We start from the raw sequence: 14,352 nt of genomic DNA on the forward strand, positions 1-14,352 counted from the left end.
CTTCCCTTACCACGATGCAATCGATCCATCCGCTCTTGGCTCTGTACCTCCAGTAAGCACACCAGTTTCAGGATCCCTCCATATAATCTGCCCGCGTCCAAATTGGCCTGTATCCACTGTCTTTTGGATTTCATGGCCTTTCCGGACTAAAGCTTGTGCAAGATGCGAAGGAAAGTGAGGCTCAACAAGCACCTTTTTTCCCTCAATCCACTGCCAGCGCGGTGCATCAAGAGCTGCCTGCGGATGCAGGTGAAAATCAATCGTGTTCATGACTACCTGAAGATGTCCCTGGGGCTGCATATATCCGCCCATCACGCCAAAGGGACCAACAGCTTGATTATCCTTTGTCAAAAAACCTGGAATAATAGTATGATAGGTTTTCTTTCCCGGCTTTAATGCATTCGGATGTGTTTCATCAAGAGAAAAATCATGTCCCCGGTTTTGCATGGAGATTCCTGTTCCAGGAATGACAACCCCCGAACCAAATCCCATGTAATTGCTCTGGATGAACGAAACCATATTGCCTTCCCCGTCTGCAGCGGCCAAATACACAGTGCCGCCTTTTGCAGGCTCATAGGCTTCAGGTAAAATCGCCTCATCCGTTATTTCTGCCCTTCTCTTATCCCCATATTGTTCTGACAAAAGCTCTTCCGCAGTAATCTTCATCTCTTTCGGATCTGTTACATATGCTTTCCCGTCTGTAAAAGCAAGCTTCATCGCTTCAATTTGCTTATGGTAGGTATCTGCACTGTCCTTTTCGGTCATTGTATAGCCCTTTAATATATTGAGCCCCAGTAAAGCGACAATCCCCTGGCCATTAGGCGGGATCTCCCATACATCATACCCTTTGTAATGCACCGAAATTGGATCAACCCATTCTGCTTCATAGGAAGCAAGATCTTCTTTTGATAGAAAACCTCCGTGCTTTTCAACAAAGGAACTGATTTTCTCTGCTAATCGTCCGCGATAGAAGCTTTCACCATTCGTTTCAGCTATCTCTCTTAAAGTAGCTGCATGATCTGCTGAACGCCAGATTTCACCGATTTTAGGGGCCCGCTTGTTTGGTGCAAAAGCAGCAAACCAAGCTTCGAACTCAGGACCTGTTAGAGCCGTTTTAAATTTTTCATAAGCTAGAGCCCAATATTTTCCCAGAATTGGAGTTAAAGGATATCCTTCTTCAGCATATGCGATTGCAGGAGCAAGCACATCTTGAAGAGGCAGACGTCCAAAGCGCTTTGATAGCTGTACCCAAGCAGCTGGAGCACCTGGAACCGTTATAGGAGTTACTCCATGTACAGGCATTTTTGCGTATCCTTTTGCCTTAACAGCTTCAATGGAGAGCCCCGATGGAGCAGGACCGCTTGCATTTAGGCCATACAGATTTCCGTTTGTCCAAACCAGTGCAAATGCGTCTCCTCCAATGCCATTAGAGGTTGGTTCAAGAACCGTTAAGGCGGCAGCTGCTGCTATCGCCGCATCGATCGCATTTCCGCCTTTTTTCAGGATATCCAAGCCAGCCTGGGCAGCAAGAGGCTGAGAAGTGGCGACCATTCCATTTTTCGCAAATACAGTTTGCCGTTCTGATGGGTATGGATGATTTAAATAATCGAAATTCATATTTCGGATCTCCTTATAATCATATTGTTTAAAAATTAATTAAGATTCAAACATTTGTTAAGCAACTGACTTGCTGAGCTTACCTTTTGTAAAGTTTATTCTCTAATAAAGATTATATCTGAATACGTAAAATATTCAATCTATTTAAGGTGCAGAAAGCTGCCTATTTTATAATTTCAGTCCATTTCTGCTCTTAAATCTTCTGAGCAGGATGTGGCTCTCAACTCTCGTGATTCCTTCCAGAGCATAAAGCTCGTGGTTGATGAATTTTTCAAGAGCCGTAAAGTCTTCAACAAGCACGTGCATATGAAGAGTGCTCGGCCCTGTCATTTGATAGCAGCTGGCCACCTTAGGATTGTCTGCGAGCGTTTCAGCAACCTCTACTAAAAAGGCAGGCTCACAATCCACTTCAAAAAATGCAGATACAGATCTGCCAACCTTCTCAAAATTTACGACAACAGTAAACCTTTCAATGACACCCTCACTTATTAATTGATTGACTCTTTCCCGTACTGCCACTCGGGAAAGTTCTAATTCTTTTCCAATATCCACATACGACATGCGGCCATTTTCCGTCAGCAATTTAATAATTTTCCTGTCAATCTCATCTATTTTCAATTTCCCCACCACTTTCTTCAGAAGCAAAAAGAACCCTCCAAATAATAGTTTCATTATAATCTTAGCAAATAGTGAAGAAAAGTGTTTCAAATGTAAACGTTTCTCAAGCAAAACGTTCCACGTGAAACAAAAACCAACAAAAAAAGACCATTTAAGGTCTTTTTCAGCAGTTTATTTTGATAAAACTTTGACAAATTCTTTTGCCGCATTTTCACTCGATTGCGGATTTTGTCCAGTAACCAGCTTTCCATCGACTTCGACATGCTCAGTGAATTTTGGAGCTGTCACAAATTCTGCACCAAGCTCTGTAAGCTCTGTTTCTAAAAGAAATGGCATATATTGATCCAGCTTTGTGTCCACTTCTTCTTCATTCGTAAATCCTGTTAATCGTTTGCCTTCAACTAAAGGTTTTCCATTTGAAAGGACAGGTCCAACAAATCCTGCAGGACCGTGGCAGACAGCTCCAATCACTTTATCAGCTTCTGCGAAATGCACGAGCAGCTCCTGCAATTTTTTATTGGACGGGAAATCAAACATGGTTCCATGACCGCCAGGAAGGAAGATCCCTGCATATTCATCTCCTTGAATGTCATCCAGTATTTGAGTATCTTTCAGCCTGCTGATGGCTTCTGGCCATTCATCCTGTTCTCCGCCCTCTAAGCTGTTGGGATCAAGAGGAACTTCTCCGCCTTTAGGACTTGCAACGGTTACTTCATAACCATTGGCTGTAAATTCCGTGTATGGTTCAGCAAATTCTGACAGCCAAAGTCCAGTTTTATATTCCTCTGTAATTTTGTCTGCAGTTGTCACGACGACTAATATTTTTTCTGGCATTTTTACCGCTCCTTTATGAGTAAAATCAAATTTATTCACACGGAGTAAGTTTTCCCGGCTTATCTTTTATTAAACCCTTTCGATTCAACAAACTCTTTCATATACATTCTCGTCGGCTTAGAAAGCATGGCTGCCATCTGATTTGTCCAAGTATCCGCTCTCTTTCCTTCGGTCCTTTCATGGTAGTAAGCAGAAATAATGCGATTATAGTCTTCTAATTGACGAATATATGTTTCGCTGTCGGTTTCATAAGCTTCTTCATGGTAAATATGTTCAGGCTGAATTCTTGGCTTTTTATCGGGATTTTGGGCCGGATAGCCTACAGCAAGTCCAAATAGAGGGATAACTCTGTCTGGTGTTTTAAGCAGCTCAGAGACGTCGTTTAAGCTGTTTCTCAGTCCGCCGATATAAACCGCTCCAAGTCCCATGGATTCAGCCGCAATGACAGCATTTTGTGCTGCAAGCGAAGCATCTATTGCCGCTACCATGAATTTCTCTGTGCTCTCAAGCGTATCATCTAAGTTTACGCCTTCCATCTCTGCCAAAACTTCGTGGCGATGCAAATCTGCGCAAAAAATAAAGAAATGTCCGTTATGAGCCACATATGACTGATTGCCTGCAAGCTCCGCCAATCTCTGTTTAGTTGCAGGATTTTTCACGCCAATAATGGAATACGCCTGAATAAAACTTGAAGTGGAAGCCGCCTGAGCGCACTCCACAATAGTTTTGATTTGTTCATCACTCAGCGGTTTTTCTTCAAACTTCCGAATCGAGCGGTGAGATAAGATCGTGTCAATGACATTGTTCATAATTTAGGCTCCTTTATTATTTGTTTTAACTATCTTACCTAAGATTTGATCATTTTGCAGATAATAAGATTAAGGAACTTTTGCACCGGGTATTGTATACGTGAAAATACAGGAAATTTGCATAAAAGCATTGGCATTTTCGTCAAATTGCATTAAAATAACACACGTTACATAAATATGTACTAGATGTAAGGAGCACACACATTGACTTCACAGACTAAAAACACAATGAAATTTATCATCCCTTCCATGCTTGGGATTCTATTATTTATGGTTCCGATTAACTATAAAGGTGAAGTGACAATTCCAATTGCGATTCTCTCTGGAATTCTTCAAGAACAGCTTGGAAATGCATTGCCTTCTATTATGACGATTATCATCATCCTAACCTTGATAGGCACTGCTGCAGCAAAATTAGTAAAACCAGGCTTTATTAAACGAAGCCCATTCTTTACAGCGCTTTTTGATGTACCCATCATTTGGGTAATTGCCCGAGTTCTCGGAGCGATCTTTGCCGTTCTCACACTATTTAAAATAGGGCCTGAGTGGATCTGGTCTGAAAATACCGGCGGACTTCTTTTAAATGATCTGCTTCCGATTTTATTTTGCGTATTCCTGTTTGCAGGACTGTTTCTTCCGCTGCTCCTGAATTTCGGGCTGCTTGAGCTTTTTGGATCTCTGCTTGCCAAGTTTATGAGACCTGTATTTAAATTGCCTGGCAGATCCTCTGTTGATTGTGTCGCATCGTGGCTTGGTGATGGAACGATTGGAGTATTGCTTACAAGTAAACAGTATGAAGAAGGCTTCTATACAAAACGTGAAGCTGCCATTATTGGTACAAGTTTTTCTGTCGTATCGATTACCTTCAGTTTAGTTGTCATTTCTCAAGTAGAGCTTGGACATTTGTTTGTCCCATTTTATTTAACTGTTACGTTTGCAGGAATTATTGCAGCTCTAGTGCTGCCCAGAATTCCTCCACTTTCCACTAAACCTGATACTTACTATCACGGTCAGGATAAAAAGATTACTGAAGCTGTACCAAGTGGATATACTCCATTTAGCTGGGGATATAAACAGGCACTTGTTCAGGCAGAAAAAAATAAGAGTGTCATTTCTTTCTTTCAAGACGGAACAAAAAATGTCCTTGATATGTGGATGGGGGTTGCCCCTATTGTCATGGCACTTGGAACAATTGCTTTAATGACAGCGGAGTTCACTCCGGTATTTGATTGGCTTGGAATGCCGTTCATTCCCCTGCTTGAACTGATGCAAATACCAGAAGCAAAAGAAGCATCCAAAACACTTGTTGTTGGTTTTGCTGATATGTTCCTTCCTACAGTATTAGCAAGTGAGATTACGAGTGAAATGACCAGATTTATAATAGCTTGTGTCTCTGTTACCCAGCTTATTTACATGTCTGAAGTCGGCGGGCTGCTGCTCGGTTCAAAAATCCCGGTTTCATTCAAGGATTTAGTGATCATTTTCCTTCTTCGTACAATCATTACGCTTCCTGTTATTGTTGGGATTGCACACTTGCTGTTTTAACATTGTCATAAAAACGCATGAACCGAACAAGGTTCATGCGTTTTTCAGTTCCACACCTTATTTTCCCGGAGCTGATTATCTGTTGAAATATTTATTACATAAGAGGAAATCGTTCTAATACATCACAGTTGGAATCGATTTCATCTATTGTTTTTAATTAGCTGCGCCTCCATGTAACGTATGTTGATTATATATTCCAAATTGGGATTGTCCAATGAGTCTCTAAAATGAAGCAGGCAGGAAGAACTAATGTTATTTCCATTCTGCTTTTTTCTATAGGGTCTTTTCATAACTTTGTTATTTTAAACTACATGTTACAAACTATTAGTGGATTGCAGCGGAAGGAACTTGACTCCTGCGGGATATAGAGCAAATTGGGAGACCCCACAGGCAACGCCGAGGAGGCTCCCATGCTCCCCGCGGAAAGCAAGTTCCTGGAGCGCAAAGAAACGGACAACATTTATATTCCAAACAATAATTATGCAAAAACAACCTAAATGATGGATCCCGAAACGAGCATAAACCATGGGTGAACAGGCATAGAATGAGACATAGCGGGAAAAGACCACTGTTATTTTCAGTATTTTCAAATTTATTTATAAGAAATAGTTAGAAGTACTGGAATTTTAAACCTAATATGATATACTAATTGTAACAAAACTTTCACAAAGTGTTTCTGAGTTTGTCACAATTAAAATAATGTAAGCGTTGACACGAAGTATATAAAAGGGAGTTGTTAAAAATGGATGTATTTTTCGTATATTTACTTATTGTAAGTGCCACACCTCTGTTCTTGTGGGATCAGCGCAAGAATTTGGCACTCCTTCACATACCGTTTATCTTATTGCTGTGGGGCTACTTCGGCATGTATGCAACAATGGATTTGAGTATGGCCATGCATGTGCTTGGAGGATCTCTCTTCTTCATTAACCTAATATTTGCTCACGTTGCAGCCTACCTGATTTATGCAAAGCCGATCTTAAAACGTAAAGCTGAACCTAAAAGCAACCTTGATATTATTAAATAAGCATAAAAAAACGCCCTGGCCTTTTCCGGCCAAGGGCGTTTTTTATTGGATTCTAATGGTCATTCATAACCCATACAGAGCCAAGAACTGTTACAACCGCAACAAAGATCGCGAATACTGTATTGACTACTTGAACGTTTCCGCTCTCTGATTCCGTCATATGCATGAACATGAATAGCTGAATGCCAGCCTGAAGGAATGCAAGAGTGAAAACAACAGCGATTTTTACAGATAATGCAAAATCAGTATATAATCCAAGCCATAAAGCTACTAGTGTCAGGACAATCGATGAGATGAAGCCAATGACGTGACTCCAAGGAAAATGATTGTGACTCTCTGCTGTTTTTTGCTGATTAGTGGCCATGCGGACTTAATCCTCCCATCATAAGAAGCAAGTACACTCCTGTAAAGATGAAGATCCAGACAACGTCTAGGAAATGCCAGTAAAGACTTGAGATAAACAGCTTCGCAGATGTCTGCGGTGTTAAACCGCGTTTCTTTACTTGCATTAAGATAAAGCTAATCCAGAATATCCCGATGGTGACGTGAAGTCCATGGGTTCCTGCCAAAACGAAGAATCCAGACCACATTGCACTAGACTGCAATGTAGCACCATGGTGAACATATTCTACAAACTCATAGATTTCATAGCCAACAAACCCTAAACCTAATACCAATGTAATAATGGTCCACAACATAACGCCTTTTTGATTATGGCGACGCAATTCGTGAATAGCAAGACCACATGTGAAACTGCTTGTTAACAGCAGGAACGTCATAATCAGTACGCCTTCGATCTTGAAAAGATCAGTTGGCAGAGGTCCGTCTGCTGTCATAGGTGCTAATACAAAGTAGGTGGCAAAGAGCGTTGCAAACAGCGCAATTTCAGCACCTAAGAAGATCCAGAAGCCAAGAATATTCAAGCGGCCAATTTCCGATTGATATTCAAGAGGCACATTTGGATCATGTTCTTCATGATGATGTGCATGTTCCATAATTCACGCCTCCTTTACACAGATATTTTTTGTTCTGTTTCTTTTATTTCGTCAACACTTACATAGTAACCATGATCTTCTTCAAACGAACGAAGGATCATGCAGGCAAAAATTCCAATTAAGCCGACAATAGCCGGAATCCACCATTGGAAAACAAGTGCGAAACCGCTGATGCCGAAGAATACAGACATGATAAACGGTCTGCCTGAGTAGTTAGGCATGTGGATCGGTTTGTATACCACTTCTTTTTTCTTGCCCGTTTCTTTTTCTTCCATTTTCATTTGCCAGAATGCATCAAGACCCTTAACCTCAGGTGTAACCGCAAAGTTATAGTGAGGCGGAATCATAGTTGTTGTAGCCCATTCAAGTGTACGTCCATCCCACGCATCTCCTGTTTGCTCACGCGGTGAGTAGCGGAAGCTGTAGTAGATGTTATAAACAAGAACAACGAATCCTAAAGCCATTCCAGCTGCACCAATAGATGCAACAACATTCAGTCCAGTCCAGCCGTCTGCTGCACCGTATGTTGAAATACGGCGGGGCATACCAGCTAAGCCCAGGAAGTACATTGGGAAGAAACAGATATTGAAACCAATTGTGAACAGCCAGAAGCTGACTTTCCCAATTCTTTCGTTTAATTTGTGGCCGAACATTTTCGGATACCAGAAAATCAGACCGGCGAAACAAGCAAACACGGTACCTGCAATCAATACGTAGTGGAAATGAGCGATCAGGAAGTACGTATTATGATACTGATAATCTGCTGCAGCCATCGCAAGCATTACTCCTGTTACCCCGCCGATAACGAAGTTTGGAATAAACGCAAGTGACCAAAGCATCGGTACAGTAAATCTGATTCTTCCTTTATAAAGCGTAAAGAGCCAGTTAAATATTTTAACACCTGTCGGTATGGCAATCGCCATTGTCGTAATCGAGAAGAAGGAGTTAACAAGCGCTCCTGAACCCATTGTAAAGAAGTGATGGACCCAAACGACAAAGCTTAAGCCAGAGATAGCTACGATAGAGATAACCATCGCTTTGTAGCCAAACAAGGTTTTTCTTGCAAACGTTGAAATAATTTCTGAGAAAATACCGAATGCCGGCAAAATAACAATGTAAACCTCTGGATGTCCCCAAATCCAGAACAAGTTTGCCCATAGCATTGGCATACCGCCATTTTCAAGAGTGAAAAAGGCTGTGCCAAACAACCGGTCAAAGGACATCAGCGCAAGTGCAACCGTTAAAACCGGGAAAGCGAACACGATAATCAAACAAGTGATTAAAGATGTCCAAGTAAACATCGGCATGCGCATAAGCGTCATACCCGGTGCACGCATCTTTAAGATCGTGACCATGAAGTTAATACCTGTTAACAGCGTACCAATCCCGGCAATCTGAAGGCCGAGGAGGTAATAGTTCTGTCCAGGTCCAGGACTTGCCTCATTACCTGCGAGAGGCGTGTAGCTCGTCCAGCCCGCATCAGGTGATCCGCCGATAACGAAAGAAATGTTAAACAGCATCGCACCAACAAAGAATGTCCAGAAACTTAGTGAGTTAAGATATGGGTATGCCACGTCGCGTGCTCCAATTTGGAGAGGAACAACAACGTTCATTAATCCAATAAGGAACGGCATCGCCATAAAGATAATCATGATTGTTCCGTGTGTTGTAAAGATTTCATTATAATGCTGTGAGTTTAAAAACTCTGAATCCGGCAGCGTCAGCTGAACACGCATAAGCAGCGCGTCTACCCCTCCGCGGAACAGCATCAGAATGGCAGCAATGATGTACATAATTCCAAGTTTCTTATGGTCGACAGTTGTAATCCATTCTGTCCAGAGCCATTTCCACTTTTTAAAATAAGTGAGTACGAATACAACGGCAATCGACGTTAATAAAATAGAGATCTGTGCTCCTAAAATCAACGGGTCGCCGGTTACAATAAATTCATCCCATTTCATAGTTGGTGTTTCCTCCCTTCTCAGTGAGAATCGTGTGCTGAATGTTCTTCAGTCTTTTCTTCTGATTCGTGTTCTGAATGATCTGTTTCATCTTCGGAGTGGTCTTCTCCATGTTCTGAATGACCTTCTGATTTTTTAGAATGATCGATGTTCATTTCTTTATTTGGATCTAATTTCTCTAAATGATCTACTTCATCATGCTTGTGCAATTCATAGCCGGATTGCTCGCGGACTCTTACTGCATACTCTGAATCTTTTGAGTGGTCGACCCAGTCAAGATGAGTGTTAGAGAAAGTCATTTTCCCTGTTGTACCAGGAAGCATTAATTGATCATATTGATTCTGCGTTAATTCAGGAGCAGAGTCTTTCGTTTCCTCTACCCAGTCTTCGAACTTATCTTCAGGCATAGCTTCTACATTAAATGTATGTCTTTCAAAACCTTTACCTGTAAAGTTTGCATTGCGTCCTGCATATGTTCCAGGCTCATCTGCCTGAAGGAACAGCTTAGTCTGCATTCCTGACATCGCATATTTCTGTCCGCCTAATTGAGGGATCCAGAATGCTGTCATCGTATCAGCAGATGATAGTTTAAATTCAACTGCACGGTCTTCAGGAATGTTTAAGTAGTTAACTGTTTCAATCCCCTCTTCTTCATAAGAGAAAATCCATTTCCAGTCAACAGATGTTGCGTGTATGACTAAAGGTGCCTTGTCTTTTGATGACTCAGGCGGTTCTTCCAGTGCATAGATGGTTTGCACTGTAGGAATGGAAAGTGCAATTACGATAAGGATTGGAATAACCGTCCATACGATTTCAAGAAATTTGCTTCCTTCCATTTCAGGCGGCTCATATTCCATATTGTCTTTGCGTTCGCGATACTTCACAACGATGAGAGTAAAGAGTACAAAAACAACAGCAAGAATGAATAGCATAAAACCTATCGACAAGAGAATAAGGTCACTTTGTGCAGCTGCAACTGGGCCTTTCGGATCTAGGATGACGAGTTCACTGCATCCGCCGAGTAAAAAAACAGAGAGTAATAGACCTAACGCTAAAAATGGTTTAAACAGCTTGAACACCAGGTTCACCTTCCTTCCTAATTATTAACTGATTCACTATAATGTGGATGCCAAAAAAGCATACCTTTAAATTATTTCAAAAAAACGATGTTTTCGTTTTCTTTTCCTCTATATGCTAGCAGAGCTAGCTTCCTGATGTGATGCCATTTCTGAAATGTCACGAGAATTTCATCAGTCGTTCAAATAAATGTCACATTTTTATCATACTTTAGTCATATTTATGTAATTCCTTTCTTTTATTGGAATTGAAAGTGCTTTAATGCAAATTTTTCTTTTTAAGGATAAGTTATACAATGGTTTGTCAAACCTTTCTATACCCTGTATTCCCAGTAATAAAACGAACATGAATCTTCCAAACTTTCAGTGCAGATGTCTGTCGATGTAAATTTCTGTGAATGTAAAAACCGGGGCTATCCAGAAAGTCTGTCTTCGCATAAATTGTTGTTTTGATGATAAATATCGCTCGTTCCTTTCCGCTGCAGTCACTTGCTTTCCGCGGGGAGGGTGAAAGCCTCCTCGGCCTTGCCTGCGGGGTCTCCCATTTCCCTCTATTTTCCCGCAGGAGTCAAGTGCCTTCCGCTACAATCCACTTAGTATTTTTAACAATTAGTCTAAAAACAACAAAGTTTACGAAATGAGCCTACAGAAAAAAGCAGACAGGAAATAGAATGTTTTTCCAGCCTGCTTTATTTTAGGAATTTATCGGACAGTCCCGCTTTTTTAGTCAAATTTCAATTTAGACAAAGCATCCGCTAATGCCGGATTTGAGAGCTCATCATTTTGCTTTTTCATATAGTTTGACACTTCTTTTTTGGATACTTTGCTGTTTTGAGATTTTTTCTTTCTTTCTGTAAATGCAGAAAGCTTTTCCCTGTGGCCGCATCCGCAGACAAAGATCTGCCCTTCGCCCTCGCCTCTGAGTTCAAGCTTTTTATGACAGACGGGACATCTTGCATTTGTTGCCCTGGATACTCCTTTGCGATAGCCGCATTCTCTGTCCTGACATACAAACATCTTGCCTTTTTTGCCGTTTACTTCAAGCAGAAGCTTTCCGCACTCCGGGCATTTGCGTCCTGTGATGTTATCATGTTTGAATTTCTTATCGCTGTTTTTTACTTCTTGGACGACAGCCTTCGCATAGCCTTTCATCTCCTGAATAAAAGCCTGCTTTGAAAGCTTTCCTTTTGCAATCAGCGTTAGTTTCTGCTCCCATTCCGCTGTAAGTGCAGGTGATTTTAAATCCTGCGGTACAAGATCCAGCAGCTGCTTTCCTTTTGATGTAACGAACAGCTCTTTGCCTTTCTTTTCAACTAGGAAGCTGTTAAATAATTTCTCGATAATATCCGCACGGGTTGCTACAGTTCCAAGCCCGCCCGTTTCGCCAATGACCTTCTTTAAATCAGCATTTCCTGACATATACTTGGCCGGATTTTCCATAGCTGACAGAAGAGTTGCTTCGTTAAAGCGAGCAGGCGGCTTTGTTTCTCCTTTTGTCTGGACAAGGGTCTGAACTTTCAGAACGTCTCCCTTATTCAGCGCAGGCAGCTTTTGCTCAGCGAGGCCTTCCTTTTCTTCATCCGTCTCATACTCGTAAACTTCCTTAAAGCCTTGGGAAAGAACCACTTTTCCTTTAGCAAGGAACGTTTCCTGTCCAATTTTGCATGTAAGAGTCGTTTGTTCATACTCAAAAGGAGGAGATAAAACAGCCAGGAACCGTTTCACAACCAGATCATATATTTTTCTTTCCTTATCACTGAAGGCAGACGCAATTACTGTTTCCTCTGTCGGGATGATGGCATGGTGATCAGATACTTTGCTGTCATCTACAAAAGAGGGATTCCCCTTGATCGGTTTTTGAAGAATTTTCATCGCTGCTTTGGCATATGGCTTTACACCGCAGGCTTTTACTCTCTCACTGAGCGTTTCCACAATGTCTGAGCTGAGGTAACGAGAGTCTGTTCTTGGATATGTCAAAACTTTATGCTGTTCATACAGCTTTTGCATAATAGAAAGAGTCTCTTTTGCGGAATAGCCAAATCGTTTATTGGCATCGCGCTGAAGCTCTGTTAAATCGTATAGACCAGGTGAAAATGTCTTTTTGTATGCTTTGTCTGCAGAAACAATCACAGCGTCCTTATCCGCAAGACCCTTAGCCAATGAATCGATTTTTTCTTTATCAAATGTCTTGATATCCTTCGTTTTTGCATCCTGCCAAACTAAATGCAGGCCTGCTCCTGTATTTGCTTTTATTCCGTAATACGCCTTCGGCTGAAATGCCTTAATTTCATTTTCACGCTCGGCAATAATGGCAAGGGTAGGTGTTTGAACTCTCCCTGATGAAAGCTGTGCATTGTATTTCGTCGTTAAAGCCCGGGTGGCATTCATGCCGACAATCCAGTCAGCCTCTGCTCTCGCTACTGCAGAATGAAATAAATGTTCATATTCCCGGCCGTTTTTCAGTTTTTTGAATCCATCTTTAATGGCTTTATCCGTAACGGATGAAATCCAAAGACGTTTGATCGGTTTATGGACATGAGCCTTTTCAATAATCCACCTTGCAACAAGCTCGCCTTCCCGTCCTGCGTCTGTTGCAATGACGATTTCCGTCACGTCTTTCCGGTTTAATAAAGCTTTTACTGCCTGAAATTGTCTGCTTGTTTTTTTAATCACGACAAGCTTCAGTTCCTGCGGAAGCATCGGGAGGTCTTCCATTTTCCACGTTTTATAAGAATCACTGTAGGCCTCAGGATCTGCATGTGTCACAAGATGCCCAAGCGCCCAGGTAACAATGTGCGTACTGCCTTCAAAATATCCATTGCCTTTTTTTCCGCATTGTAAAACTCTTGCGAGGTCCCTCCCTACAGAGGGTTTTTCTGCAAGAACGACAATTTTTCCCATAGTCACATTCCTCACTTTCATTCGATATTATATGGTATCACAAAATGCTGCCAAAAGAGTTGAACCACTTCGGTTCAATCTGATCAAACGCAGAGTGATCATCAGCAATCAAGCTCAGACGCTTCAACATGCTGTCCATTAAATGCGGAGTCTCTCTGTTCGTCCAGACGACAGCTGAGAAAATGCTCATGGCTGCATAAAGAGCATAAAGCCTCCAGAATTCAGCCGGAACTTCATCCTGAAAATAGCCGTTTATCTGGCCAACTGAGAAGGGAATGCTCACTTCTCTGCTGAAAAGAGCTGCTTTATAGAAATCATGATAAGGATCCCCATAGTCATAGCGATTAAAATCGATGCAGCCTGCGTACTCCCCATTTAAGACGATGAGATTGGCTGGATGGAAATCATCATGCTGAAGAACGCGGGGCCGATCCTTCATGAAGACTAGGTTTTCATTGATGAACCTGCTTGTTTTCTCGCCATATTCTAAATGAATTCCGCTTTCTCTGTATGCTTTCAGATAGCGTTCATGCTTTGCAGAGGCCGCGTCATACCAGGAAAGAGGCGATGATGGCGCTTTAATTGTATGCAGTTTTAAAAGGTCGAGGCCGGCCTCATAGCCAATTTGATATTGTTCGCGAATGGAAAGCTTGGGAAGCTCCTCTAAAGCTTCTTCTCCATCAATGTATTCTACAAGCATATAGCAGCTATTCAGGGACTCTATTTTCCCAAATTCAACGGGTATGGAGGATTTGATTTTCCGCTTCTCAATCTCTTTTAAAATCTCAAATTCTTTTAATTTCGCTTCGTACTTTTCCAGTTCAGCCGTTCGGAGGACATATTTTTTTCCGCTTTTACAGACAGCTATGAACTTTAAGTCGCTTGAGAAACCTTTATCTATTATTTCTATATGAGTAAATCTGTCAAAATACTTGATTAAATCAGTTTCTCTCATAATCTTTGCCCCTC

General features: G+C 41.6%; 12 protein-coding genes. 2 read left to right on the plus strand and 10 right to left on the minus strand.

Annotation, left to right across the window (positions count from 1 at the left end):
• Positions 1-6 precede the first annotated feature (6 nt).
• The 4 genes from AC3ISE_RS21595 to nfsA all read right to left on the minus strand — a co-directional run bounded on the left by AC3ISE_RS21595 (position 7) and on the right by nfsA (position 3,878).
• On the minus strand, positions 7-1,617 hold the full coding sequence (locus AC3ISE_RS21595; protein ID WP_489222555.1) for a gamma-glutamyltransferase family protein: 1,611 nt from the start codon (positions 1,615-1,617) through the stop codon (positions 7-9).
• Positions 1,618-1,785: 168 nt separating this feature from the next.
• Positions 1,786-2,235, minus strand: coding sequence for an Lrp/AsnC family transcriptional regulator (locus AC3ISE_RS21600; protein ID WP_489224409.1), 450 nt, complete (start codon positions 2,233-2,235; stop codon positions 1,786-1,788).
• 171 nt (positions 2,236-2,406) lie between these two features.
• Positions 2,407-3,069: a type 1 glutamine amidotransferase domain-containing protein gene (locus AC3ISE_RS21605; RefSeq protein ID WP_489222556.1), complete on the minus strand. Its 663-nt coding sequence runs from the start codon at positions 3,067-3,069 to the stop codon at positions 2,407-2,409.
• Between the two features lie 59 nt (positions 3,070-3,128).
• Positions 3,129-3,878, minus strand: coding sequence for an oxygen-insensitive NADPH nitroreductase (gene nfsA / locus AC3ISE_RS21610; RefSeq protein WP_489222557.1), 750 nt, complete (start codon positions 3,876-3,878; stop codon positions 3,129-3,131).
• 228 nt (positions 3,879-4,106) lie between these two features.
• Between nfsA and AC3ISE_RS21615 the strand changes: the two genes are divergently transcribed.
• Positions 4,107-5,423: a YjiH family protein gene (locus AC3ISE_RS21615; protein ID WP_489224410.1), complete on the plus strand. Its 1,317-nt coding sequence runs from the start codon at positions 4,107-4,109 to the stop codon at positions 5,421-5,423.
• A gap of 742 nt (positions 5,424-6,165) precedes the next feature.
• A complete protein-coding gene (locus AC3ISE_RS21620) occupies positions 6,166-6,450 on the plus strand; it encodes a spore morphogenesis/germination protein YwcE (protein ID WP_309193388.1) in 285 nt (94 codons plus the stop codon).
• 52 nt (positions 6,451-6,502) lie between these two features.
• Here AC3ISE_RS21620 and qoxD read toward each other — a convergent pair whose 3' ends face one another.
• From qoxD to AC3ISE_RS21650, 6 genes are all read right to left on the minus strand, one after another.
• A complete protein-coding gene (gene qoxD / locus AC3ISE_RS21625) occupies positions 6,503-6,814 on the minus strand; it encodes a cytochrome aa3 quinol oxidase subunit IV (protein WP_430006248.1) in 312 nt (103 codons plus the stop codon).
• Positions 6,804-7,445 (minus strand): cytochrome aa3 quinol oxidase subunit III, encoded by a 642-nt coding sequence (qoxC, locus tag AC3ISE_RS21630; protein WP_070878828.1) that lies wholly within the window; start codon positions 7,443-7,445, stop codon positions 6,804-6,806. Before qoxC ends, qoxD begins: the two co-directional genes overlap by 11 nt.
• A 14-nt stretch (positions 7,446-7,459) precedes the next feature.
• Positions 7,460-9,406, minus strand: a complete 1,947-nt coding sequence (gene qoxB / locus AC3ISE_RS21635; protein ID WP_489222558.1) for a cytochrome aa3 quinol oxidase subunit I — start codon at positions 9,404-9,406, stop codon at positions 7,460-7,462.
• Positions 9,407-9,426: 20 nt separating this feature from the next.
• On the minus strand, positions 9,427-10,485 hold the full coding sequence (gene qoxA, locus AC3ISE_RS21640) for a cytochrome aa3 quinol oxidase subunit II (protein ID WP_489222559.1): 1,059 nt from the start codon (positions 10,483-10,485) through the stop codon (positions 9,427-9,429).
• Positions 10,486-11,205: 720 nt separating this feature from the next.
• Positions 11,206-13,383, minus strand: coding sequence for a DNA topoisomerase III (locus AC3ISE_RS21645; protein WP_489222560.1), 2,178 nt, complete (start codon positions 13,381-13,383; stop codon positions 11,206-11,208).
• Positions 13,384-13,420: 37 nt separating this feature from the next.
• Entirely contained in the window at positions 13,421-14,338 is a 918-nt protein-coding gene (locus tag AC3ISE_RS21650; RefSeq protein WP_489222561.1) for an aminoglycoside phosphotransferase family protein, read from the minus strand.
• Between the last annotated feature and the right edge of the window lie 14 nt (positions 14,339-14,352).

It is taken from the genome of Metabacillus sp. KH_069 (assembly GCF_057838075.1).

What these genes read in the sequence shown, in the direction of transcription:
- qoxD (WP_430006248.1), bottom strand. Translation starts at nt 6,814, where the DNA reads ATGGCCACTAATCAGCAAAAAACAGCAGAGAGTCACAATCATTTTCCT.
- AC3ISE_RS21650 (WP_489222561.1), bottom strand. Translation starts at nt 14,338, where the DNA reads ATGAGAGAAACTGATTTAATCAAGTATTTTGACAGATTTACTCATATA.
- AC3ISE_RS21615 (WP_489224410.1), top strand. Translation starts at nt 4,107, where the DNA reads ATGAAATTTATCATCCCTTCCATGCTTGGGATTCTATTATTTATGGTT.
- qoxB (WP_489222558.1), bottom strand. Translation starts at nt 9,406, where the DNA reads ATGAAATGGGATGAATTTATTGTAACCGGCGACCCGTTGATTTTAGGA.
- AC3ISE_RS21595 (WP_489222555.1), bottom strand. Translation starts at nt 1,617, where the DNA reads ATGAATTTCGATTATTTAAATCATCCATACCCATCAGAACGGCAAACT.
- AC3ISE_RS21605 (WP_489222556.1), bottom strand. Translation starts at nt 3,069, where the DNA reads ATGCCAGAAAAAATATTAGTCGTCGTGACAACTGCAGACAAAATTACA.
- AC3ISE_RS21620 (WP_309193388.1), top strand. Translation starts at nt 6,166, where the DNA reads ATGGATGTATTTTTCGTATATTTACTTATTGTAAGTGCCACACCTCTG.
- nfsA (WP_489222557.1), bottom strand. Translation starts at nt 3,878, where the DNA reads ATGAACAATGTCATTGACACGATCTTATCTCACCGCTCGATTCGGAAG.
- qoxC (WP_070878828.1), bottom strand. Translation starts at nt 7,445, where the DNA reads ATGGAACATGCACATCATCATGAAGAACATGATCCAAATGTGCCTCTT.
- AC3ISE_RS21645 (WP_489222560.1), bottom strand. Translation starts at nt 13,383, where the DNA reads ATGGGAAAAATTGTCGTTCTTGCAGAAAAACCCTCTGTAGGGAGGGAC.